The following is a 22,441-nucleotide window of genomic DNA, read 5'->3' on the forward strand; positions in this document are numbered from 1 at the left end:
AACATCGAGCGCATCGATCTGGGCACGGGAGATTCGGGCAGCGTGCTCACCCTCACTGCGGCGGAAGTGGCGGCGATCACCGATGGCAACGACACGCTGCAGATCACCGGCGAGAGCAACGATGTGCTGAACGTCATCGGTGCGGTCAACACCGGAACCACCCAGTTGATCAATGGTGTGACCTACGACGTGTACACCTTTGGCAGCACCACGCTGCTGGTGGAGGACAACTCGGTGCAGGTGGTGGCCTGATGCCGCAACGGCGGAGCCGAAGGCGGTGGGCAGGAGGAGCGTTCGCGCTCCTCCTGCTGTGCGGCCTGCCGGCGGGGGCCAGTGCGATGAGTGTGGAGCAGGCTGTGGAGACCGGACTGGCGATCCATCCCCGGGTGCGTGCGGCGCTGAGCGAAGCGGAACGGGCAGGCACCGACGTGAAAATCGCACGGGGGGGCTACTTTCCCGCACTGCAGATCTCCGGCGGACCGCAGGCCGGACACATGTCCGAGATGGTGTACGACGTCACGCTGTCGCAGATGCTGTTCGACTGGGGCCGGACGCGCAGCCAGGTCGAGGCCGCCAGTGCGACCCAGCGCCGCTATCTGGCAGCGCTGGAGGTCGCCCGGGACGATGCAGCGCTGGATATCATCGAGACCTACCTGGACGTGCTGGTCGCCCGCGAAAGAGTGGTGGCCGTGCGTGACTTCCTGCAGCGGATCGAGGGCGTCCGCGGCATGGCACGCGACCGCAGCGGCAGCGGCTACGCCGACCGCACCGAGCTGGATCGCGCGCAGCTGGAGTTCGCGCGCGGCCAGGACCAGCTGGCGTTCGAGGAAGGCGCGTTGCGCGATGCCAACAACCAGCTGGCCCTGCTGCTGGGCCGGGATCCTGGCCCGCTGCAGGCGCCGGACCTGCCTGCCGGACGGCGGGCGTGGCAGCGTGACGGCCTGGATGCAGCACTCGAGGCCGCGCCGCTGCTGCGGGAATCGCGCGAGGATGCCGCGGCAGCCGAGGCGGAGCTGGCCGAATCGCGCGCGGCATTGAAGCCACAGCTCAACGTGGAGGCATCGGCGCTGCGCCGCGAGATCGGCGGGCAGATGGAGAACGATTCGGTGGTTTCGCTGCGCCTGCGCATGGATGTCCTGCGCGGCTTCAGCAATTTCCAGCGGCCGGCGGCGGCCCGGCAGCGACTGGAGGCGGCGCAGTGGAGTGCCGACGCCACCCGCCGTGATCTGCGGCGCAAGATGCGTACCTTGTTCGACAACGCCGATGCGCTGGTACTGCGTGAGCAGGCGCTGCAGCAACAGGTGGAGGAGTCCACGCACGTCGGCGGCCTGTATCACGACCAGTTCCAGGTCGGACGCCGCGACATCATCGATCTGCTCAGCGTGCAGCGCGAGCGGATGGAGGCCGAACGCCAGCTGGCAACTCTGCGCATGGAGCGGGTCCGTATCGATTATCGCGCTGCCGCCCAGATCGGGCAGCTGGGTGAGTTGCTTGGAGGGAGGACGCATGCAGACGCCGCGCATTGAATCGACTACCACCGGCAGCGGCAACACGCCGCGCGACCCGCTGCAGGATGGCCTGCTGCTGCTGTGCGAGCGGCTGGGCCGGCCACTGGGTGCTGCCGAGCTGGTTGACGGCATTGCTCTGGAGCAGGGGCGGCTGCCATTGCAGCGGGTGCCACGCGCGCTGCGGCGGGCGGACCTGAACGCGCGCGTGGAGGCCTTCGAGCTGACCGACATCGACGCCTATCTGCTGCCGGTCCTGCTGCTGCTGAACAATGGGAACACGCTGTTGTTGACGGCGATCAGCGATGACCAGGCGCAGGTGGAGGTGCCACAGGCCGAGGGTGGCACACAGGCCATGCCGCTGCAGGCACTGCAGGCGCTGTACAGTGGTACGGCAGTGTTCGCCAAACCGCGCTTCCGCTCGGATGGCCGGGTCGGCGATTTCGCCGCGGGCCGGGGCGAGCACTGGTTCTACGGGCCACTGCGTCAGCTGTGGCGCTCCTATGTCGAGGTGGGGGCCGCCGCATTCGTGGCCAACCTGCTGGCCATCGCGACGGCGATCTTCGCCATGCAGGTCTATGACCGGGTGGTGCCGGTGGCAGCGTTCGACACGCTGTGGGTGCTGGCCAGTGGCGTTGCCCTGGCGGTCATCATCGAAGGGGTGCTGCGCGTCCTGCGCGGGCAGCTGCTGCATGTGCTCGGCAAGCGCATGGACCTGCAGCTGGGAACGCTGCTGTTCGCCCGCGTGCTCGGTACCCGGATCAACGCCAAGCCGGCGTCGATGGGGGCATTCAGTACGCAGGTGCGCGAGTTTGAGGGCGTGCGTGATTTCTTCACCTCGTCCACCGCTGCGCTGCTCAGCGACCTGCCGTTCGTGTTCGTGTTCCTGCTGCTGATCGCGCTGATCGGTGGGCATGTGGTCTGGGTGCCGGTGGTGGCCTGTGTCCTGATGGTGCTGCCGGGCGTGCTCGCGCAGCGCCGGCTGGGTGAGCTGTCGCGGCAGAATCTGCGCGAAGGGGCGATGAAGAACAGCGTGCTGCTGGAGGCCTTTGAACACCTGGAATCAGTAAAGGCCACGCGTGCCGAAGGCCGCAGCCTGAAGCACTGGGAAAGCCTGACGGCGCAGCTGGCGGGAACGGCATTGAAGACAAGTACGCTCACCGCCAGCCTCAGCCATGGCGCGGCCGTGGTGCAGCAGCTTGCGTATGTGGGTGTGGTTGCCTTCGGTGTCTACCGCATCAATGACGGTGCGATGACCGTGGGCGCACTGGTGGCGTGCTCGATCCTGTCATCGCGGGCGATCGCGCCGCTGGCGCAGGTTGCGGCGGTGCTGGGGCGCTGGCAGCACACCCGCGTCGCCATGGAGGGGCTGGACCAGTTGATGGGCGCCGAGCAGGAGCGCCCACAGGGCGCCCGGTTCGTGCACCGGTCGCGCCTGCAGGGTGCCTACCAGCTTCACGATGTCCGCCTGGCGCTGGGCGAAGGGCCGTGGGTGGTCGACGTGCAGGCGCTGTCCATCGCACCTGGGCAGCGGGTGGCGCTGCTGGGCGGCAACGGTGCCGGCAAGTCCAGCCTGCTGCGTGTTCTGTCCGGACTGGTGACGCCGCAGCAGGGACGCCTGCTGCTGGACGATGTGGCGCTGGCACAGATCGATCCCGGTGACCGCGCACGCAACATCGGCTATCTGCCGCAGGATGTGGCGCTGTTCCATGGCAGCCTGCGCGACAACCTCAATCTGGAAGGTGCCGCCTGGCGGGACGAGGAACTGCTGGAGGCGCTGGATGCGGTGGGCATGGGGCCTTTCGTGCGCGGCAATCCGTTGGGGCTGGACCAGCTGGTGATGGGCAACGGCAGCCTGTCCGGTGGCCAGCGCCAGGCCATCGGCCTGGCCCGGGTGATCCTGCAGGATCCGCCTGTCGTGCTGCTGGATGAGCCCACCGCCGCCTTCGACCAGCAGAGCGAGACCCATGTCATCCAGTTCCTGCAGCGTTGGCTCGGCCAGCGCACGATGGTACTGACCACCCACAAGCGCAGCATGCTGGCCCTCGTCGAGCGTGCCGTGGTGATGCGCAACGGCAGGATCATCATGGACGGCCCATTGGAGCAGGTGGTGCAGGGCAACCAGGTGCAGCCGATCGCCGCGGTCGCAGGAGGACATCATGGTTGAGCGGCAGAAGCGTTCGCAGCGACTGCGGCGCGAGCTTGCGGATCCACTGCTGGCGTCCACGCATCCCGTGTACCGACCGCTGTTGTGGGTGCTGCTGGCGACGGTGGCCATCGCCGTGGGCTGGGCCGCGCTTGCGCAGTTGGACCAGGTGACCCGTGGCGAGGGCAGGGTGGTGCCGTACAGCCGCATGCAGAAGATCCAGAGCCTGGAAGGCGGCATCCTCGATCGCCTGCTGGTGAAGGAGGGAGACCTGGTCGAAGTGGGCCAGCCGCTGGTGCGGCTGGAGGAAACCCACTTCCGCACCAACTACGAGGAATCGGCCAACCAGTCGCAGGTGCTGCGGGCCGCAATCGCGCGACTGGATGCGGAGGTGCTGGGCAAAGGTGCCATCGAGTTCCCGGACGACATTCCAGCCGGGAGCGCGCTGGCACGTTCGGAGCGGGAGCTGTACCAGTCCCGCCGTGCGACATTGCAGCAGAGTTCGGCAGCCATCGGCCAGCAGCTGTCGATCGCGCGCGACCAGCTGCGGATCGTGCGGCCGCTGGTCGCGCGCAACGCCGTCAGCCAGATGGAAGAGTTGAAGCTGACCCAGGAAATCGCCACGTTGACCGGCAAGCTCAGCGAGTTGCGCAACACCTATTTCCAGGAAGCCTATACCGAACGCTCCAAGCTGAAGGCGGAGTTGTCCGCACTGGAGCCGATCGTTCACCAGCGGCAGGACCAGCTGCGGCGCACCGAGATCCTGTCGCCCGTGCGTGGGCGGGTCAACACGGTGCTGATCAATACCCGCGGTGGCGTGATTCCTCCCGGCGAGCCGATCATGGAGGTGATTCCGGTGGAGGAACGGCTGCTGGTGGAAGCCCGCGTCAAGCCGCGCGACGTCGCGTTCCTGGTGCCGGGCATGCCGGCCAAGGTCAAGATCACCGCCTATGACTACACCATCTACGGCGAACTCAGCGGCACCGTCGAGCAGATCAGTGCCGATACCATCGAGGAGGATACGCCGCGGGGCAAGGAATCGTTCTACCAGGTGCTGATCCGCACCGATGGCAGCCAGCTGCGGCGGCACGGCGAGGCCCTGCCGATCATTCCCGGCATGGTGGCGGATGTGGACATCCTGACCGGCAAGCGCAGCGTCCTGAACTACCTGCTCCGACCGTTGATCAAGGCGCGGTTGAACTGAGACCGGGAGTCGGCCGCATGCCATGCAGCTGCGGCAGGGCGGCCTTCATCGCATCGATGAAGGCGCGCAGCCGCGCCGGCTGCTGGCGCGCGGCAGGAAACACCACATGCACCGGCAGGGGCGGCGCTTCCCAGCCCGGCAACAACTGGACCAGGCGGCCGTGCGCCAGATCCTCGGCGACCAGCCAGGCCGATACCACCGCCGCACCCAGGCCCGCACGCGCCGCCTGCTGGACCACGAACAGGTTGTCACTGAGCAGGCGCGGCGTGATCGACAGTGTGTGCGGACGCCCGCGTGCGTCGTACAGCAGCAGGCGTTCGCGGTAGTAGGTGACGAGGGAGATCCAGGGCAATGCCTGCGCCTGTGCAGCGGTGGTCACCGCATCGGGATCGACCAGCGAAGGCGCGGCGACCACGATGCGTGGGACTTCGGCCAGCGGCAGCGCGACCATGCGTGGCTCGTCCACCGGGCCGACCCGCACCGCACAGTCGACGCCCTCGGCAATGAAGTCCGGGCGCCGGTCTTCGAGGATCCACTCCAGGCTCAACTGTGGATGCCGGGCGAGGAAGGCGAGCATGGTCGGCAGCAGCTGTGCCTGTCCAAACGCATGCGGCACCATCACACGCAGGCGCCCACGCAGCACGTCGGGTTGTCCCTGCAGTTCGGCCTGGAGCGTTTCCCATTCTTCCACCACCCGCTGCGCGTGCCGCTGGCAGCGCATGCCCTCCTCGGTCAGCTGCAGACCATGCGTGGACCGGTGCAGCAGTCGCAGGCCCAGTTGCCGTTCCAGTGCCTGCAGGCGGCGGCTCACGGTGGGCTGGGTGGTACCCAGCTGCACGGCGGCGGCAGACAGGCTGCCGGCGTCGACGATGCGCAGGAAGGTGCGCAGCAGGTCGAGCCGGTCGGCGCCCGGGGCCATGTCCATCATACGCACCATGTATGAAAAGTATTCATTTGATCATACTACAGACGTGAGGCGAATAGGCGCAGGCTACCTCCCGTTCCCTGACTGGAGTTGCTGATGTCCACCCCCACGCTTTCCGTGACCGCCCCGCCGGTCGTGGCTCCTTCCACCTCCCTGGTACTGGCGATGGCGGCCGGTGCCGGGTTTTCGGTGGCATCGCTCTATTACAGCCAGCCGATGCTGGGACTGATCGCCCAGGACCTGTCCGCGGGCGAGCGCGCGGCAGGTCTGGTGCCGACCCTGACCCAGCTCGGCTATGCGCTGGGCATCCTGCTGCTGGCGCCCTTGGGGGATCGTTTCGACCGCCGGTCGCTGATCCTGCTGAAGTCCGCGCTGCTGTCGGTTGCACTCGCCGCAGCGGCCGGGGCGGGGCACCTGCCGGGCCTGCTGATGGCCAGCCTGCTGGTCGGGTTGATGGCAACGCTGGCCCAGGACATCGTGCCTGCCGCTGCGGCGCTGGCTCCGGATGCGCAACGCGGGCAGGTGGTCGGACGGGTGATGACCGGTCTGCTGCTGGGCATCCTGCTGTCGCGCGTGGTCAGCGGGATGGTGGCCGAGGCCTGGGGCTGGCGCACCCAGTTCGTGCTGGCGGCCGTGTCCGTGGCGGCGATGGGGGTGGTGATGGCGCGTGCACTGCCCCGCTTCGCACCCACCAGCACCCTGCGCTATCCGGCGCTGCTGGGCTCGTTGCTGTCGCTGTGGCGGGAGCAGCCGCAGCTGCGCCGGGCGGTGGCGAGCCAGTCGTTGCTGGCGGTGGGTTTCAGCGCGTTCTGGTCAACCCTGGCGCTGATGCTGCATGCGCGTCTGGGACTGGGCAGTGCTGCCGCCGGCGCCTTCGGTATTGCCGGTGCGGCGGGCGCGCTGGCGGCGCCGTTCGCCGGTCGCTTCGCCGACAGGCTGGGCAGCCCCGCAGTGGCACGCCTGGCGATCATGGTGGCATTGCTTGGCTTTGCACTGCTGCTCGCCGAATCGTGGCTGCCCGCAGCGGCACTGCTGCCGCTGCTGGTGGCCAGCGCACTGCTGTTCGATTTCGGCTTCCAGTCGGCCCTGGTGGCCCACCAGACACTGGTGTATGGCCTGGCGCCCGCCGCACGCAGCCGTCTCAATGCAGTGCTGTTCACCGGCATGTTCATCGGCATGGCGGCCGGAGGGGCACTTGGCAGCCTGGCATTGGGGCAGTGGGGGTGGCATGGGGTGGCATGGCTGGCGACGCTCTGTGCCGGTAGCAGCCTGCTGATCCGCCTGCGCTGAGCGCTGCGCGCGCAGCCGCGCGTCAATCGTGGCCGCTGTCGTCCAGGCTGATGATGCCGCGGCGCAGGGCCTGGGTGACCGCATGGGTGCGGTCGCCGACGCCCAGCTTGTCCATCAGGCTCTTCATGTGCGCTTTCACCGTCTGCTCCGAGATCTGCATGCGTTCGCCGATGCGCTTGTTCGAGAGTCCGCCGGCAACATGCCGCAGCACCTCGGTTTCGCGCGGCGACAGCCGGTCCTCCACCACGTGCGCGGCGATGCTGGCGGCCACCGCGGGTGGAATAGGCGCACGGCGACCACCGGCCACCATGCGGATGGTATCGATCAGTTCATGGCGCAGCATGTCCTTGAGCAGGTACGCGCTGGCACCGGCCTGCAGGGCGCGCACCGCGCGCACGTCGCCGCGGTAGGTGGTCAGCACGATGATGCGGGCACGCGGGTCGAGCGCGCGGATCCGCATGATGGCCTCGACACCGTCCAGCCGGGGCATCTGCAGGTCCATCAGCACCACGTCCGGTTGCAGATGCTGGTACTGCGCGATGGCTTCTTCACCGTCGGCAGCTTCGCCCAGCAGCCGCAGGTCCGGCTGGGCGCCGAGCAGGGCCGCCAGGCCGTCGCGCAGCAGCGGGTGGTCATCGACCACCAGCACGCCGATGGGAGGGGAGAGCTCAGTCATGGTCAGGTCTGCTCCAGGGCCAGCGCCAGCGCGACGGCCTTCGGTGATAGAGGCGGCGCGCGGGGACCGACAGCGCCACTTCAGTGCCCAGGCCGGGCCGCGTCCACAGCTTCAGCGCCGCGCCCAGCCGCTGCGCGCGCTCGCGCATGCCCTGCAGGCCCCAGTGGCCGGCACCGGCATGGTCGTCGGCAATGCCAACGCCGTCATCGCGGACATGCAGCAGGAAGCAGCGGGCACCATAGGACAGCTCGACCTCGATGGCGCTGGCGTGCGCATGCCGCAATGCATTGCGGATCGCCTCGCGGCCGATCAGGAACACCTCCTCGGCAGCATCCGGCTGCAGGCGGGGCGGGGTGCCTTCCACGGTCAGGCGCAGTGGGTTGGTGCCCTGGCCGGCGTACTCAGCGTGCACATCGGCCAGGGCCGAGGCCAGATCACGACCCGCGAAGGGACCGTCGCGCAGGGCGTTGACCCGTTCGCGGCCCTCGGCCAGATTGCGTTCGGCCAGCTGCATCGCCGATTCCAGCTGGCTGCGCACGGTTTCCGGTGTCTGTGGTGACTGGCTGATCGCGTGCAGGCGCAGGATCAGGCCCTGGCTGCCCTGCAGCAGCGTGTCATGCAGGTCACGGGCGATGCGCTCGCGTTCGCCGTTGCGCTCCTGCAGCCGGGCCCGGAACAGCGCGGCCAGCTGTCCGCTGCGGATCCGTACGGCCATCACCAGCACCGCCAGCACCAGCAGCGCGCACAGCAGCTTGAACCAGACCGTCTGCATGAAGGTCGGTGCGATGCGGAAGCTGCGATGCGCCGGCACCCGGCTCCAGATGCCGTCTTCGTTGGCGGCCTCCACCTCGAAGCGGTAGCTGCCGGGGGCCAGGTTGGTGTAGTAGGCGCGGGTGCTGCTGCCGGCGTCCTGCCAGTCCTCGTCGACACCCGACAGTCGATAGCGGTAGCGGTTGCGTTCGGGCCGGGCCAGTGAAAGGGCCACGTAGTCGATCTGCAGCTGGGTGGTACCAGCGGGCAGGCGCATATTGTCACGCAGTGGTTCGTGCACGTTGCCGTACAGCACATCGCCGATGCGGACGCTCGGCGCCATGCTGTTGACGTGCGCGTGGGTCGTGTCCAGCCATGCCAGGCCCTGGTTGGTGGCCAGCCAGAGCAGCCCGTCACCGGCCAGCACCGCCGTGGAGATCGGACCGCTCTGCAGGGCGACGCCCGGCATGCCGTCCACGGCATCGAACAGGCGCGGCGTCACCGGCAGGCCGGCGCGCAGCGCGTGCCGCAGATGCGCGCTGTCCAGACGCACCAGGCCGCGGCTGCCGTTGAGCCAGAGCCGGCCCTGTGCATCGGCCACCATGCCGGTGATGCCTTCGAGCACGCCCGCAAGGTCGGTGCGTACCGGCATGAAACGTCCGCCGCCCAGGCGTGCGGCCAGGCCCGATTCGCCGGCGACCAGCAACAGATCGCGCTGCCGCAGCAGGGCAGTCACCGGCCCCACTGACAGCCCCTGCGCGGCACCGAAGGTCTCGATCGTGCTATCACCCAGATGACGCAGGCGTCCATCGGCATACCCCAGCAGCAGCTGGCCGTTGTCGTCCATTGCCAGGGAGGAACAGGCCTGCTCGGGCAGGCGCGTTTCGCGCTGCCAACGGCCCTGCGCGTAATGCAGCACGCCGCGCTCGCCGGTACAGACCCAGGCCTGCTCGTCATCGGGAAACAGCAGCGCGTGCAGTGGCTGGCCGGTGAACGGCGCCGGCAGTGCGATCCGTGCGGTCCGGCCGTTACGCGTGCGCGCGAGATTGACCCAGTCGAATTGCCAGATCGGCGTCGGCGCGCCGCGTGCAGCGGCTTTCAGTTGCGCGCCACTGCCGTCGAGCAGCTCCCGGCGCAGGTCATAAGGTGCCAGATCCTCGCCGTAGCCATACACGCGGCCATCGCTGGCACGGACCAGCGAGCGATACGGATCGGCAGGACCGGCCGACAGCGTTTTCACGCTGCGCGCGCGGAAGCGGTTGAGGCCGAGATTGGTGCCGACCCAGATATTGCCTTCGCGGTCGGCCATGATCGGCACGGCCGACGTTGCGGTCAGGCCATCCGGTGAATCGAAACGTTCCATGCGCACGGCGCGCCTGCCATCGAACGTGACCCTGGCGACCCCACCGTGCGGGCTCATCGTCGCCCACAGCGCGCCATCAGCGGTGAACTGCAGCCGCGCAGCGACCAGCTCCGGCAGGCGGCGTGCTTCGCGCTCGTGCTGTGGCAGCACACCCTCCGCGTTGGCCAGCGGCGAGGTGCCGCGCACGCGGTCGGCCAGCCACACCTCGCCCAGCGGGCTCTCCACCAACGTGGCCATCTGCGAGACAGCGATGCCGGTGTCCTGGAAGCGGACGGCACCCGGCGCGCGTTTCCAGATCTTCAGGTCGGCCAGCACCCAGAAGGTATTGCGGCTGTCCTGCAGGACCCACTGCACGCGCCGCTCGGGCAGGCCTGCGCTGGCCGGTGGCGGCCGCCAGCGCTTGCCGTCGAACCAGCGCAGCCCGCCGTTGATGGCGGCCCAGCGGCGCCCCTGCTGGTCGCGGCTGAAGCGCGGCACCACGCCGACCGGAACCCCTTCCGCGCGCCCGAAGTTGCGCAGCTGGCCATTGGCGAACTGGCTGATGCCCGCCTGGAAATAGCCGATCCACAGCGCATCGCCATCGCCGGGCACCAGGGTGACCATGTTGGTGGAGGGAAATCGGCTGCCGGGCGGTGCGGGCTGCCGCTCGAAGCGACGCCCGTCGAAGCGGTACAGCCCGGAGCCGGTGGCCAGCCAGAGCAGGCCGTCGCGATCCTGGGCGATGTCCCAGATATCGCCGGGTGCGCCCTGTCCCACCCGCCAGGCGGTGTGCTCGTAGCCGGGCAGCCCGCTGCTCACTGCCGGGCGCTGCACGGCGTGGGCGGGCAGGGCGATGCACAGCAGCAGGCACATCAGCAACGCCGTCAGGCGACGCAGGGAAGGGAAGGGGCAGCCATGCATGCAGCGCATTCTCGCAGGTGCGGGGCAGGGCGGGGTGACCCGAACGGGGTAGGCGCCTGCCGCGGCACTCGGCTATCACGCCGGCATGGACCACAGAGACTCTCCATGCAGCGCCTGTTCGTGATGTTTCCTGACCGCGGTCCCGGCGCCGGCCTGTTGTGGCTGCGGCTGTGCGTGGTCGCAGCGCTGTGCGTGCGCCCGTCCGACGCGGGCTGGCTGACGGCTGCCTGCCTGATGGTCGCCCTGTCGCTGCTGCTGGGGGTGCTGACGCCGCTGTCGGCGCTGCTGGCCGTGCCGTGCCTGTTCTGGCAGTCCGTGCCGTGGGCCCTGGCGTTGCTGCCGTTGGCCCTGGTGGCACTTGGGCCGGGTGCCTACTCGCTGGACGCGCGGCTGTTCGGACGACGTGTGCTGGAGCGACGGTCTCCCCCATTCGGGTAGGTGCTGCCCTCGTCCGTCGGGGGTAGGGCATCGTGCCGGCGCCCCGCACCATGGGGCACCCCGTCGTGGCACCCCTCCATGGCTACCGTATCCCGCCCTGTTCCGACCGTCGCGGCGCTGCCGCCCCGGCAGGCTGCCGCTCTGCAGCGTGCGCTGCATTACATCGATGAACACCTGTCACAGCCGATGCGGGTCACCGAGCTGGCTGACGCGGCCTGCGTGAGCCGCTTCCATCTGGTGCGGCTGTTCCGCACCGGAACCGGCGCGAGCCCACTGCGCTACGTGCGCCGCCGCCGTATCGAGCGTGCCCGCCAGCTGCTGCCCGTCGTGCAACTGCCGATGTCCTGCCTGGCGCAGCAGCTGGGCTTCTTCGACCAGAGCCATTTCGTCCGCAGCTTCCGCGCGGAGACCGGCTGCAGCCCCGGCCAGTACCTGGCGGGAGATGCAGCCCTGTCCCTTCCCCCTGCCCTTGTTCGCAACGGAGTCCATCCATGAGCCTCGCTACCGCAATTCCTGCCAAGGGCCTGCTATCGCCCACCGATCACGCACTGGTCCTGATCGATTTCCAGTCGCAGATGGCATTTGCAACCCACACGATCGACATCTCGGCGCTGCGCAACAACGTCGCGCTGATCAGCAAGGGCGCGCAGGGTTTCAATGTGCCCGTGGTGCTGACCACGGTCGCGGAGACCTCGTTCTCCGGCCCGATGTTTCCGGAGCTGCCGGTGATCTTCCCCGGGCAGAAGGTGTTCGATCGCACCTCCATGAACACCTGGGAAGACCAGCCGGTGATCGATGAGATCAATCGCATCGGCAGGCGTCGCCTGGTGATGGCCGGGCTGTGGACCAGCGTGTGCATCGTGGGGCCTGCGCTGTCAGCGCTGGAGCAGGGTTTCCAGGTGTACGTGATCACCGACGCCTGCGGCGATGTCAGCGTGGAAGCACATGAGCGGGCGATCGCCCGCATGGTGCAGGCCGGTGCGGTGCCGATGACCAGCGTGCAGTACCTGCTGGAGCTGCAGCGCGACTGGGCGCGCGGCGAGACCTATGGCCTGACCACCGGCATCGCCCGTGATCATGCGGGCGGTTACGGCATCGGCATCCAGTACGCCAAGACCATGTTCGGCGCCCAGGAAGGCGGGCACTGACCATGGATCCGGGGCTCGACCTGGCGCTGCTGATCCTGCGCGTGGCGGCGGGCGGCTTCCTGCTGCCCCACGCGCTGGGCAAGCTGTTCGGCTGGTTCGGTGGCCCTGGCCTGGGCGGCTTTGCGGGCGAACTGCGTGGCTTCGGCCTGCCGTCGGCCGCGCCTCTGCCATTGCTGCTGGCCGGGCTGCAGGTGCTGTCCGGAATGGCCGTACTGCTGGGCTGGCAGACACGCATCGCTGCGCTGGCCGCAGCGGCGTTCATCGGCTTCACCGTGCTGCTGGCCGTGCCCAAGGGCTGGTTCTGGATGCGCGCCGGCGCCGAGTACCCCCTGATGTGGACCCTCGTCCTGCTGGCCATCGCGCTGGCCGGGCCGGGAGCCTGGGCGCTGGACAGCCCCGTATTTCCCGGAGACATCGCATGAACCATGAGCCACTCGATCCCGGCCGCCGCAGCGTCGTACTGGGCACCGGCGCTGCCGTGGCGCTGGGCCTTGCCGGACAGGCCGGCGCCGCCCTCGATTCCGCCCCCAAGGAGCGCCGCATGCACACACTGGTCATCCGCAACGCCCGCATCACCACGCTCGATCCACACCGTCCGCATGCACAGGCGCTGGCCGTACAGGAAGGGCGCATCATCGCCGTAGGCAGCGATGAAGAGATCATGCGTGGTTGGGGAGCCGAAGCCACGCTCATCGACGCGCAGGGCAGGCGACTGGTGCCCGGCCTCAACGACAGTCACACCCACCTCATCCGTGGTGGCCTGAACTACAACCTGGAGCTGCGCTGGGACGGGCTGCGTTCGCTGGCCGATGCAATGGCCATGCTCAAGGCACAGGTCGATCGCACCCCGGCGCCGCAATGGGTGCGCGTGGTGGGGGGCTTCACCGCCGCCCAGTTCCACGAGAAGCGCCTGCCGACCCTGCAGGAGCTCAACCAGATCGCACCGGATACGCCGGTGTTCCTGCTGCACCTGTATGACCGCGCGCTGCTCAACGGGGCGGCGCTGCGTGCATGCGGCTACACCCGCGAAACGCCGGACCCGCCCGGTGGCCAGATCGTGCGCGATTCGCTGGGCAACCCCACCGGCCTGCTGCTGGCCAAGCCCAATGCGTTGATTCTGTATGCGACGCTGGCCAAGGGGCCACGCCTGCCGGTCGAATACCAGGCCAACTCCACCCGTCACTTCATGCGCGAGTTGAACCGGCTCGGCATCACCTCGGTGATCGATGCCGGGGGAGGCTTCCAGAACTATCCCGAGGACTACCAGGTCATCGAGCAGCTGCACCGCGACGACCAGCTGACCGTGCGTATCGCCTACAACCTGTTCACGCAGAACAAAGGCAAGGAAGTGGATGACTTCCGTGGCTGGAGTGAGATCCTGCAGCCCCGTCAGGGCGATGATCTGCTGCGCCACAACGGCGCCGGCGAGATGCTGGTGTTCTCGGCAGCGGACTTCGAGCTGTTCAGCGAACCACGCCCCGAGCTGCCGCCGGAACTGGAGCCGGAGCTGCATGATGTGGTGAAGCTGCTGGTGCAGAAGCGCTGGCCGTTCCGCATCCACGCGACCTATGACGAGAGCATCGGCCGCATCCTCGATGTCTATGAGCAGGTCAACCGCGAAGTACCGTTCGATGGACTGCACTGGTTCATCGATCACGCCGAGACCATCACCCCGCGCAACATCGAGCGGATCCGGGCACTGGGTGGAGGCATTGCGGTACAGCACCGCATGGCCTACCAGGGCGAAGCGTTCGTCGAACGCTATGGCGTGCAGGCGGCACGGCACACGCCGCCGGTGAAGCGCATGCTGGCCGAAGGCGTGCCGGTCGGCGCGGGCACCGACGCCACCCGCGTGGCCAGCTACAACCCCTGGGTCGCGCTGTCGTGGCTGGTCACCGGGCGCACCGTCGGCGGCCTGGCGCTGTATGGGGAGGAGAACCTGCTGGAGCGCGAGCAGGCCTTGCGCCTGTGGACGCAGGGCAGCGCATGGTTCTCCGGCGATGAAGCGGTGAAGGGCACCTTGAGGGAAGGCCAGTTGGCCGATTTCATCCTGCTCTCGGCCGATTTCTTCCGCGTCGAAGATGCCCGCATCGCCGACATCACCAGCGTGCTTACCGTGGTCGGTGGCCGCATCGTGCATGCCGGCGAAGACTATGCCGGACTGGCGCCGCAGCTGCCGCCGGCGATGCCGGACTGGTCGCCGGTCAACCGGTTCGGGGGGTATCACGTGGGCGGCGCGGCCACCGGCCTGGCGATGGCGCATCACCATCACCATGGTGCGGCCTGCAGGACCCACGGTGTACACGACCATGCCGCGCGCCACGCAGCACCCAGCAATGATCTGACCGCATTCTGGGGTGCGATGGGATGCTCGTGCTTCGCATTCTGAGCCTCGCCCTGCTGGCCGCGCCGTCCCTTGCGCTCGCCTGCGAGGGGGGCTACTGCAGCGATGCCGCTGATGGCACGTTGCAGTGGGATGCCTCGATGCGTCTGCGCGGCATGTACTACGACCCGACTCGCTTCGGTATCGGCGGCGGCGAGGATGGCTACGGCCTGCTTCGCGCATTGGCGTCGGCCACCTACGGTGAACGCGACTGGAAGGCGATGCTGCAGCTGGGCGTGCACGGCGAGCGTGGGAGGGCCGGTGGACCTGGCAGGACCGATCGGGGTGCGCTGGACGTGCAGCAGGCGTACTGGCGCTGGCAGCGCGGCGGCCTGCATGTGCAGCTCGGGCGGCAGGAGGCGGGCCATGGCAGCTCGCGCCTGCTGTCGGTGCGCGACGGGCCGAATATCCGCCTGGCCTTCGATGGTGCCAGGGTCGGATGGCAGGGCGGACTGGGCGTGCTGGAACTGATGGCACTGCGTCCGGTGGAGAACCGGCCGGGTGCGTTCGATGACCGTGGCGAACGCGGTGCGCATCTGTGGGGTGCCTATGCAACCACGGCGCCAGGCCAGGGTCCGGGCCAGTGGGACCTCTATCTGCTGGACTATCGCCGGGAGGACGCCCGCTTCGCGGCAGGCGCCGGCATCGAGCGCCGGCAGACTCTCGGGGCGCGCTGGTTCGGCCAGGCCGGATCGTTGGACTGGAACAGCGAGCTGGTCGTGCAGGGCGGTGAGCTGCGGACCACCAGCGAGCAGCTTGATATCCGCGCGTGGACGCTGGCCACCGATACCGGTTGGCGTTGGCCGCAACTGCCCTTGCAGCCACGGCTGGGACTGAAGGCCGACATCGCCAGTGGTGATGGCCGCCCGAACGACGCCCGGCTGGGCACCTTCAATGCCCTGTTCCCGAAATCGGCCTACTTCAGCGAAGCCAGCCTGCTGGCGCCGGCGAACCTGATGGACGTGCAGCCAACCCTCACACTGCGGTTGCACGAATCCGTCACCACTGAACTGGGCATGCAGATGGCCTGGAAGCACCGCCGCGCCGATGCGGTGTACACCACGCCCGCACCGCTGGTGGCGTTGCCCGGCAGCGCAGGCGGCGCGCGCAGGATCGGCCGCCAGTACAAATCCGAAACCCGCTGGCAGGCCAGTGCACACTGGCAGTGGCAGCTGCAGCTGGCCTGGGTCGATGCCGGTCCTGCGCTGACGCAGGCCGGTGGCCAGGACACGTTGTTCGCCTCGATCGTTGGAGCATGGCAATGGTGAATGCACGCACATCGCAACCTCCCGCACCGGCCGCAGGTGCCTGGTCCCCGCTGAAGATCCGCATGTTCCGCTCGATCTGGCTGGCGATCCTGGCCAGCAACATCGGTACGTGGGTCAATGACGTGGCCGCGGCCTGGGTGATGGCCGAACGCACAGGATCACCGTTGATGGTGGCCCTGGTGCAGTCAGCCACAACCGTACCGATCGTGCTGCTGGCACTGGCCGCAGGAACCCTGGCCGACATCGTCGATCGCCGCACGTACCTGCTGGCCACCCAGGGATGGATGCTGGCAGTGGCGGCCTTGATGGCGGTGCTGACCTCGCTCGGCATGCTGACGCCGCAGCTGCTGGTGCTGCTCACGTTCTGCATGGGATGTGGCGCGGCGATGGCGATGCCGGCGCAGGCAGCGATCGTCTCCGAGCTGGTTCCGCAGCCGATGCTGCCGTCGGCAGTGGCGCTGAATTCGATCGGCATCAACATCGCCCGTTCGATCGGGCCTGCTGTCGGTGGCCTGATCGTCGCCCAGCTGGGAGCCGTGTGGGCCTTTGGCTTCAATGCCATCACCTTCGGTGCGATGCTGTTCGTGGTCTGGGGCTGGAAGCGTGACCCGAAGGCATCGAGCCTGCCGCCGGAAGGCTTCGGTGCCGGACTGAAGGCCGGACTGCGCTATGCCAGCCGCGCCGGGCGTCTGCAGGCGGTGCTGATCAAATCGGTCGGCTTTTTCTTCTTCGCTGCGGCGATGAACGCATTGTTGCCGGTGGTGGTGCGAGGGCAGATGCATGGCGGTGCAGGGCAGTACGGCATGCTGCTGGGCTGCATCGGCATCGGCGCGGTTGCCGGGGCGCTGCTGCTGCCTAGATTGCGCGCACAGCTGGACCGCGATCTGCTGGTGTTGCTGGCGACGCTGGCGCTGGCACTGAGCCTGGTTGGGCTGGCGCTGACCCGCAGCTGGTACTTGCTGCCGGTGGTGATGCTGGTGAACGGTTCTGCCTGGATCACGGTGCTGTCCTCGTTGCAGATCGCCGCACAGACGGCGGTTCCGGCGTGGGTGAGGGCACGAGCGCTGGCGCTGTACATCATGGTGTTCTCGGCAGGCATGGCCGCCGGCGGCCTATGCTGGGGCGCGCTGGCGCAGCGAACATCGCCGGAACTGGCGCTGCTGGTTGCGGCAGCAGGCGCGGTCATCGGCGGGCTGCTGGTGTGGAGGGTGCGAATCGCTGGCACCGAAGATCTCAACCTGCGCCCTGCGGGTCATTGGCCGGCGCCGGAACTGTCGGTGCCGGTCTCCAACGATCGCGGGCCGGTGCTGGTGACGATCGAATACCGCATCGATGCCGCCGACCGTGCATCGTTCCAGGCGCAGATGCGCGCGCTGGGCACGGTCCGGCGCCGCGACGGTGCGGTGGTGTGGGGCGTGGTCGAAGATGTGGCGAGCCCGGGCATCCATCTGGAGTATTTCGTGACCCCGTCCTGGCTGGAGCACCTGCGCCAGCACGAACGCATCACGGCCGACGACAAGGCGATCCAGGAAGTGCTGCGTGCCCTGCACCGTGGTGAACGCGCGCCGGTGGTACGTCATTTCGTCGGCGGGCATGACCCGTTGCCCACGGCGGTACCGCACCATCACAGCGATATCTGACAGGTAGCGCCGGGCCATGCCCGGCGGATTCTGGATACGTTCGCCGGGCAATACCCGTCGCTACCCCGCAGGAGCGGCGGCGCAGTGGGGCGCCGCCGCGGGACATCATTTGCGGGCGAACGCCAGCAGGTCGGCGTTGAAGCGATCGGCATGGGTGACGGTCAGGCCGTGCGGCGCGCCGGGGTAGACCGTCAGTTCGGCGTCCTTGATGATCTGCGAGGACAGCTTGGCCGACGCATCGAAGGGGACGATCTGGTCGTCGTCACCGTGCACGACCCATGCCGGCACGTCGATCTTCTGCAGATCTGCGGTGTAGTCGACTTCCGAGAATTCATGGATGCAGTCGTACTGGCCCTTCACACCGCCCAGCATGCCCTGCAGCCAGAACGAATCGCGCATGCCCTGGGTGACCGTGTTGCCGTCACGGTTGGCGCCGAAGAAGGGCGTGGCCAGGTCCTGGAAGAACTGCGAACGATCACCGCCGGTGCCCTTGCGGATGCCGTCGAAGACCTCCAGTGGCGTTCCGGCCGGGTTGCCCGCGGTCTTCAGCATCAGTGGCGGTACCGCACCGACCAGCACCACCTTCGCCACGCGCGCGCTGCCATGGCGGCCGATGTAGTGGGCCACCTCGCCACCACCGGTGGAGTGGCCGACCAGGATGGCGTCCTTCAGGTCCAATGCGTCGATCACCGCGGCCAGGTCGTCGGCGTAGGTGTCCATGTCGTTGCCGTCCCAGGTTTGGCTGGAACGACCGTGGCTGCGCCGGTCGTGGGCGATCACGCGGAAGCCGTTCTGGCCCATGAACAGCATCTGCGGGTCCCAGGCGTCTGAGGACAGTGGCCAGCCGTGCGCGAACACGACCGGTTGCCCGGTGCCCCAGTCCTTGTAGAAGATGCGGGCGCCGTCGTTGACGGTGATGTAGTTGCTCATTGCGGTTTCCTTGGCGGAAGGGAAGGACGGCGGCGGCGAAGGTGGCCGTCGCCTGTGGCAGTACAGCGCAGAGGCGATGCAGTGGCTTGCACGGCTGTGCTGGATGAGCACGGATGTGACGCGGATCGCTCTGGCGCGCGGCGCTCGCCGTACCGACCATGAGTGCTGGTCGTGGGAGGGGGTGAAGATGAGGACTCTGCCGGAATGGGGGCTGCTGGCCATGCTGCTGGCGACATCCGCAGCGGCGCAGACCCAGGTCTACAAGTGCACGGACGGCGGGCGTGCGCTGTACCAGCAGACGCCTTGCCAGGGGCAGGCGGAGTGGCGTTGGGAAGTGCCCGCCGAGCAGTCGCTGCCGCGCGGCAGTGCGCCGCTCACCGCCGAGGCAACCCCCACGGGTAACGGTGGACGCAGGCCGACGCGGCGATCGGGCCGTGCACAGGGGGCGTTGATTCCGATCAGTGCGGATGCTGCGGCCTGTGCACGGGCGCGCAGGATGCGCACGGAGGCGCTGGCCAGAACGCGCCGGGCGGATTTCGTCCAGCGCAGGCAGTGGGACGATGCCGTGTTCGAGGCCTGCCGCTGAAACGGGTCGCAATCAGGCCAAAAACGACAACGGCGCCGTTCGGCGCCGCTGTCGGGTTCTGTCGGGGGATTCAGCGAACGTCGCTGGCCGCTGCCGGCGCGGGTGTGCTGTCCGGCTTCGGCAGGCTCAATTCGGGGTTGCCCTGTTCGGCCTGCAGGATCTGGATGCGGCGCTGCAGGGCGTCCAGCTGGCTGTTGGTGCTCTGCACATCGGTGCTCAGGCTGACGGCCTGCTGCTGGGCCTGCTGCAGTGACGCGCTGACCTGGGCCGACTGCGCCTGCTGCTGCTCCATTTCCTGCTGCAGGGTACGCAGGCGCTCTTCGTTGTAGGCCACCAGACGCTCGGTATAGCGCTTGCCGGCTTCCAGGCGGGTGGTATCGATGTAGACCTGCGCGAGCTGTTCGGTCTGCTGCACGAACGTGCGATAGACCCGCTCGGCGTTGTCGACGGCATCGGTCTTGATGACGCGCCAGAAGTTCTTTTCCTGGAACAGGGCGACGTAGTAGGTCAGGGTACTGGCATTGAAAAGCAGGCTGGCGCCGTAGTTGCCGTTGTACGTGGTACGCAGTTCGGTCAGCTGGCGTGCGTCCATCAACTGCTTGAGCTCGTCCACCGTGTTGCGTACCACGGGTGCGCTGCTGCGTACCGGTTCGGCTGCGGCTTCGCGGCTGCTGCGCGCCGCCAGTGCGGACGGTGCCGCCAGCAGCATGGCCACGGCCAGCAGTGCCGCGCCGCGCGCGTGGCGGGCGAAGACGGTGCCCCCTGAAGTTTCTCGCATGTCTGGACCATCCACGGATGAGTGTGGGTTGAGATGGAAGTGTTCCCCGCCCGGGAGTCTAGCATGCGCGGCGGCGGCGCCAAGGGCGCCGGCCCGGCTCAGAACACAAGCTGTGCGCCATTGCACTGGATGGACTGGACGTTGACATCGGTGCGGCCCAGCTCCAGCCCCAGCAGGCTGGCCAGGGTCGTGCTCAGCAGGGAGCCGACGGTGTTGAGCACCGGCTTGAGCGCGGCCAGCACCGGGCTCAGCACGGTGCACAGCACACCGCTGCAGGACACGTTGTTGCCGGGCGCGGTGACACCGCCGCCGGCCGCCGCGTCGAGGAAGCCGTCCGGGGCGGTCTGGATGTACGAGGCCAGATTGGTGCGGACGCAGCCGTTGTAGTCGATCAGGTTGCCCAGCAGGCTGTCGCAGCGGTTGATGAGCAGCCCGCCGACCAGTGAGCCGAGCAGCCCGTCGAGCAGACCCAGGCCCTGTCCCGTCACGGTGGCGCGGTAGCCTGCCCACACCGAGCCATCTTCCCAGCAGGTGCCCAGCCCGATCAGGCAGGGTTTGGGCACGCCCTTCTTGACCGTCCAGTTGCCCAGCGGTGCCAGGTTGCGCGACGCGTCGCCGTCGCGCAGCAGGGGAATGAGCTGGTCGACGTTGTAGCGGCCGCCCGAGGGGAACGCTGCCTGCAGGTAGCGGTCGGCCAGTGCCTTGGCCGTGTCGTTGGCATTCATGCCCTGTGCCGGCGAGCTCAGCATGCCCGACAGGACACGCAGCAGCTCGTTGACCAGGTGCGAGACCGCGTCACCGACGGCCAGGGGATTGATCCGGGTGGTGCCGGTCTGGCCGGCGGCCAGGGTCAGGCTCTGCGTGCCGGTCAGCGCCGGCAGGGTGATCTTGTCGTTGATCAGCGGCCGTCCCAGCAGTGTCAGCAGTTGTTCGTTCTGCAAGGTGGCGTCGCAGACATTGCTCTTGGAGAAACGGTCGGCGGCATTGACCTTGCCGACGCACGCGCGCAGTACCGAGGAGTCCACCTGGATGGTGGCGGTGGGCGGTGCCGCGCTGCACTGGATGCTGGTCAGTGTTCCCATCGCGTTGGCCACGTCCACATGCAATGGCAGGTGCAGGCGCGTGCCCAGCAGGTTGAGCAGTGGCCCCACCCCGAACAGGCGGTCGCTGTCGACGTCGACCATCAGCCGGACCTGTGCGTTGTAGGCCCGCGAACCGACACCGCCGATGGCGATCGACGGCGGTTCGACAACACCTGCCTTGATATCCATGCCGAGCAGGTTGAGGTTCGGCACCGCTACGCCATTGCCATCATTGGCGATGGAGATGGCTGCATTGACCAGGTCAAGCACGTTGATCTGCGACTGCAGCGCACTGCCCACCGTGCCGTCGGGAGAGATCACCTCGGCGAACAGTCCGCCGCCGCCGTTCTGGCTGCCCAGCGCGATATTGACCCGATTGATGTCAAGGCGGGTGGCCACCAGGTCGGACAGCGCACGCAGCTGCACGCCCGCGGTGGTGCTGCGGCCGACCACCGTGGCGGTGGCGTCCACCAGCCGTGCCAGTGAAACCTGGTTCAACGACAGCAGGCGATTGAAGTCGGCCACGCTGAGATTGGCGGTGACCGGAATGCCGAGCGCATTGAGCAGGCCTGACGGTGTGATGTTGGCCTGTGCCAGTCCGTCGTACGACAGCACCGTGGCGTTGGTGACGTCCAGCCCCACCAGGCGCAGGGTGCCCATCAAGGGCGAGTTGCCGTTCGTGCGCAGCAGCTGCGAACCCACCGCGAACACCGCCGTCGGTTCCGAGCGGCGCGCCACGGCCTGCACGGTGATGGTCGGCAGGCTCTCGTTCTGGCCGAAGAACGGCAGCACGCTGCGGGTCGCAACCACCCGCACCGCATTGCGTGGATTGCTGGCGTCGACCGTCTCGCTGAAGCGGTTGCCTCCGCGTGCGGCGCTCCAGTTGCCGCAGCGGACCTGCACCGTGCCCGGGAACTGGTTCTGCGTGAGTGCGCTCTGCCGCGCGGCGCTGTTGTCGCCGTTGTTCGATGTACACAGCTCAAGTCGCTGTGCACCTGCCAGCGCCGCCAGGTCCACGACCTTCTGCGCATCGCGCTTGGCCCAGAACAGGAAGCCGACCTCGATCAGACCCAGCATGGCCACCAGTGCCAGCATCACCAGCATCATGGTGACGGACATGCCGCCGCGCGGGCGGTGGAAACGGGGCTGGCGAGAGCGGTTCATGGCATGCCTCAGCGTCCGGAGTTGGAGGTGCTCTTGGAACTGCCGACATCCGTGTCGAAGAAGGCGGGGATGTCCTGCTCGAAACTCTTCAGGTAGCGCGCGTAGCTGGCGGTGGCCTGATCACCGAGGATCGGCAGCCGCGGGCCGGCCTGTTGCCCGGACGCCTGCAGCTGGAACAGCTGGCGCGTGGCATCACCGACCTCGTTGCGCCGCGGCGCAGCCGGTGCAGCGGCCACCCGGGCAGGAGGCGCGGGCGGCATCGCGG

The 22,441-nt window shown here is 68.2% G+C and carries 20 protein-coding genes; 13 read left to right on the forward strand and 7 right to left on the reverse strand.

The window, feature by feature from the left end; all coding sequences use genetic code 11:
- The 4 genes from QMZ25_RS15450 to QMZ25_RS15465 form a co-directional block, all read left to right on the forward strand.
- On the forward strand, positions 1 to 252 hold a 252-nt coding region (locus QMZ25_RS15450), incomplete at its 5' end, for a hypothetical protein (protein ID WP_283219897.1).
- A gap of 86 nt (positions 253 to 338) precedes the next feature.
- On the forward strand, positions 339 to 1,526 hold the full coding sequence (locus QMZ25_RS15455) for a TolC family protein (protein WP_283219898.1): 1,188 nt from the start codon (positions 339 to 341) through the stop codon (positions 1,524 to 1,526).
- A complete protein-coding gene (locus QMZ25_RS15460; RefSeq protein ID WP_283219899.1) occupies positions 1,507 to 3,672 on the forward strand; it encodes a type I secretion system permease/ATPase in 2,166 nt (721 codons plus the stop codon). The genes QMZ25_RS15455 and QMZ25_RS15460 overlap by 20 nt, the downstream gene beginning before the upstream one ends.
- Positions 3,665 to 4,855, forward strand: a complete 1,191-nt coding sequence (locus QMZ25_RS15465) for an HlyD family efflux transporter periplasmic adaptor subunit (protein ID WP_005414746.1) — start codon at positions 3,665 to 3,667, stop codon at positions 4,853 to 4,855. Before QMZ25_RS15460 ends, QMZ25_RS15465 begins: the two co-directional genes overlap by 8 nt.
- Here QMZ25_RS15465 and QMZ25_RS15470 read toward each other — a convergent pair.
- On the reverse strand, positions 4,836 to 5,783 hold the full coding sequence (locus QMZ25_RS15470) for a LysR family transcriptional regulator (RefSeq protein ID WP_065182966.1): 948 nt from the start codon (positions 5,781 to 5,783) through the stop codon (positions 4,836 to 4,838). The two genes, QMZ25_RS15465 and QMZ25_RS15470, sit on opposite strands and share 20 nt — an antisense overlap.
- A gap of 93 nt (positions 5,784 to 5,876) precedes the next feature.
- Between QMZ25_RS15470 and QMZ25_RS15475 the strand changes: the two genes are divergently transcribed.
- Entirely contained in the window at positions 5,877 to 7,070 is a 1,194-nt protein-coding gene (locus tag QMZ25_RS15475; RefSeq protein ID WP_283219901.1) for an MFS transporter, read from the forward strand.
- Positions 7,071 to 7,092: 22 nt separating this feature from the next.
- Here QMZ25_RS15475 and QMZ25_RS15480 read toward each other — a convergent pair whose 3' ends face one another.
- Together QMZ25_RS15480 and QMZ25_RS15485 are read right to left on the reverse strand one after the other, a co-directional pair.
- Positions 7,093 to 7,746: a response regulator transcription factor gene (locus tag QMZ25_RS15480; protein WP_065175264.1), complete on the reverse strand. Its 654-nt coding sequence runs from the start codon at positions 7,744 to 7,746 to the stop codon at positions 7,093 to 7,095.
- On the reverse strand, positions 7,739 to 10,768 hold the full coding sequence (locus QMZ25_RS15485; protein WP_283219902.1) for a sensor histidine kinase: 3,030 nt from the start codon (positions 10,766 to 10,768) through the stop codon (positions 7,739 to 7,741). The genes QMZ25_RS15480 and QMZ25_RS15485 overlap by 8 nt, the downstream gene beginning before the upstream one ends.
- 96 nt (positions 10,769 to 10,864) lie before the next feature.
- Here QMZ25_RS15485 and QMZ25_RS15490 point away from each other — a divergent pair, with 96 nt between their 5' ends.
- The 7 genes from QMZ25_RS15490 (at position 10,865) to QMZ25_RS15520 (ending at position 17,636) form a co-directional block, all read left to right on the forward strand.
- Positions 10,865 to 11,197, forward strand: a complete 333-nt coding sequence (locus tag QMZ25_RS15490) for a hypothetical protein (RefSeq protein WP_283219903.1) — start codon at positions 10,865 to 10,867, stop codon at positions 11,195 to 11,197.
- 78 nt (positions 11,198 to 11,275) lie between these two features.
- Positions 11,276 to 11,692, forward strand: a complete 417-nt coding sequence (locus QMZ25_RS15495) for an AraC family transcriptional regulator (protein ID WP_065175261.1) — start codon at positions 11,276 to 11,278, stop codon at positions 11,690 to 11,692.
- The gene (locus QMZ25_RS15500) at positions 11,689 to 12,345 is read left to right on the forward strand and encodes a hydrolase (protein WP_065175260.1); all 657 of its coding nucleotides are present in this window, start codon (positions 11,689 to 11,691) and stop codon (positions 12,343 to 12,345) included. The genes QMZ25_RS15495 and QMZ25_RS15500 overlap by 4 nt, the downstream gene beginning before the upstream one ends.
- A gap of 2 nt (positions 12,346 to 12,347) precedes the next feature.
- Complete coding sequence (locus QMZ25_RS15505; protein WP_128989507.1) at positions 12,348 to 12,767, forward strand: DoxX family protein; 420 nt, start codon at positions 12,348 to 12,350, stop codon at positions 12,765 to 12,767.
- A 119-nt stretch (positions 12,768 to 12,886) separates the two neighbouring features.
- Entirely contained in the window at positions 12,887 to 14,734 is a 1,848-nt protein-coding gene (locus QMZ25_RS15510; RefSeq protein ID WP_283219907.1) for an amidohydrolase, read from the forward strand.
- On the forward strand, positions 14,713 to 15,996 hold the full coding sequence (locus QMZ25_RS15515) for an alginate export family protein (protein ID WP_128989503.1): 1,284 nt from the start codon (positions 14,713 to 14,715) through the stop codon (positions 15,994 to 15,996). The genes QMZ25_RS15510 and QMZ25_RS15515 overlap by 22 nt, the downstream gene beginning before the upstream one ends.
- On the forward strand, positions 15,990 to 17,636 hold the full coding sequence (locus QMZ25_RS15520; RefSeq protein ID WP_283219908.1) for an MFS transporter: 1,647 nt from the start codon (positions 15,990 to 15,992) through the stop codon (positions 17,634 to 17,636). The genes QMZ25_RS15515 and QMZ25_RS15520 overlap by 7 nt, the downstream gene beginning before the upstream one ends.
- A 105-nt stretch (positions 17,637 to 17,741) precedes the next feature.
- Here QMZ25_RS15520 and QMZ25_RS15525 read toward each other — a convergent pair whose 3' ends face one another.
- Positions 17,742 to 18,566, reverse strand: coding sequence for an alpha/beta hydrolase (locus QMZ25_RS15525; protein ID WP_065175255.1), 825 nt, complete (start codon positions 18,564 to 18,566; stop codon positions 17,742 to 17,744).
- A gap of 187 nt (positions 18,567 to 18,753) precedes the next feature.
- Between QMZ25_RS15525 and QMZ25_RS15530 the strand changes: the two genes are divergently transcribed.
- Positions 18,754 to 19,152, forward strand: coding sequence for a DUF4124 domain-containing protein (locus QMZ25_RS15530; protein ID WP_155761065.1), 399 nt, complete (start codon positions 18,754 to 18,756; stop codon positions 19,150 to 19,152).
- A 70-nt stretch (positions 19,153 to 19,222) separates the two neighbouring features.
- On the opposite strand, the gene QMZ25_RS15535 is transcribed toward QMZ25_RS15530, so the two are convergent.
- From QMZ25_RS15535 to QMZ25_RS15545, 3 genes are all read right to left on the reverse strand, one after another.
- Positions 19,223 to 19,930 carry a DUF2968 domain-containing protein gene (locus QMZ25_RS15535; protein ID WP_065175254.1) on the reverse strand — a complete coding sequence of 236 codons (708 nt, stop codon included), beginning with the start codon at positions 19,928 to 19,930 and terminating at the stop codon, positions 19,223 to 19,225.
- 98 nt (positions 19,931 to 20,028) lie between these two features.
- Positions 20,029 to 22,176: a TadG family pilus assembly protein gene (locus tag QMZ25_RS15540; RefSeq protein WP_283219904.1), complete on the reverse strand. Its 2,148-nt coding sequence runs from the start codon at positions 22,174 to 22,176 to the stop codon at positions 20,029 to 20,031.
- Positions 22,177 to 22,184: 8 nt separating this feature from the next.
- A partial coding sequence (locus QMZ25_RS15545) for a DUF3613 domain-containing protein (RefSeq protein WP_283219906.1) occupies positions 22,185 to 22,441 on the reverse strand: 257 nt, incomplete at its 5' end.

The organism is Stenotrophomonas sp. RS-48, from assembly GCF_030053245.1.
GTDB lineage: Bacteria > Pseudomonadota > Gammaproteobacteria > Xanthomonadales > Xanthomonadaceae > Stenotrophomonas > Stenotrophomonas maltophilia_P.

Coding starts and splice junctions, on each gene's coding strand:
- QMZ25_RS15455 (WP_283219898.1), top strand. CDS start 339: ATGAGTGTGGAGCAGGCTGTGGAGACCGGACTGGCGATCCATCCCCGG.
- QMZ25_RS15460 (WP_283219899.1), top strand. CDS start 1,507: ATGCAGACGCCGCGCATTGAATCGACTACCACCGGCAGCGGCAACACG.
- QMZ25_RS15465 (WP_005414746.1), top strand. CDS start 3,665: ATGGTTGAGCGGCAGAAGCGTTCGCAGCGACTGCGGCGCGAGCTTGCG.
- QMZ25_RS15470 (WP_065182966.1), bottom strand. CDS start 5,783: ATGATGGACATGGCCCCGGGCGCCGACCGGCTCGACCTGCTGCGCACC.
- QMZ25_RS15475 (WP_283219901.1), top strand. CDS start 5,877: ATGTCCACCCCCACGCTTTCCGTGACCGCCCCGCCGGTCGTGGCTCCT.
- QMZ25_RS15480 (WP_065175264.1), bottom strand. CDS start 7,746: ATGACTGAGCTCTCCCCTCCCATCGGCGTGCTGGTGGTCGATGACCAC.
- QMZ25_RS15485 (WP_283219902.1), bottom strand. CDS start 10,768: ATGCGCTGCATGCATGGCTGCCCCTTCCCTTCCCTGCGTCGCCTGACG.
- QMZ25_RS15490 (WP_283219903.1), top strand. CDS start 10,865: ATGCAGCGCCTGTTCGTGATGTTTCCTGACCGCGGTCCCGGCGCCGGC.
- QMZ25_RS15495 (WP_065175261.1), top strand. CDS start 11,276: ATGGCTACCGTATCCCGCCCTGTTCCGACCGTCGCGGCGCTGCCGCCC.
- QMZ25_RS15500 (WP_065175260.1), top strand. CDS start 11,689: ATGAGCCTCGCTACCGCAATTCCTGCCAAGGGCCTGCTATCGCCCACC.
- QMZ25_RS15505 (WP_128989507.1), top strand. CDS start 12,348: ATGGATCCGGGGCTCGACCTGGCGCTGCTGATCCTGCGCGTGGCGGCG.
- QMZ25_RS15510 (WP_283219907.1), top strand. CDS start 12,887: ATGCACACACTGGTCATCCGCAACGCCCGCATCACCACGCTCGATCCA.
- QMZ25_RS15515 (WP_128989503.1), top strand. CDS start 14,713: ATGCTCGTGCTTCGCATTCTGAGCCTCGCCCTGCTGGCCGCGCCGTCC.
- QMZ25_RS15520 (WP_283219908.1), top strand. CDS start 15,990: ATGGTGAATGCACGCACATCGCAACCTCCCGCACCGGCCGCAGGTGCC.
- QMZ25_RS15525 (WP_065175255.1), bottom strand. CDS start 18,566: ATGAGCAACTACATCACCGTCAACGACGGCGCCCGCATCTTCTACAAG.
- QMZ25_RS15530 (WP_155761065.1), top strand. CDS start 18,754: ATGAGGACTCTGCCGGAATGGGGGCTGCTGGCCATGCTGCTGGCGACA.
- QMZ25_RS15535 (WP_065175254.1), bottom strand. CDS start 19,930: ATGCGAGAAACTTCAGGGGGCACCGTCTTCGCCCGCCACGCGCGCGGC.
- QMZ25_RS15540 (WP_283219904.1), bottom strand. CDS start 22,176: ATGAACCGCTCTCGCCAGCCCCGTTTCCACCGCCCGCGCGGCGGCATG.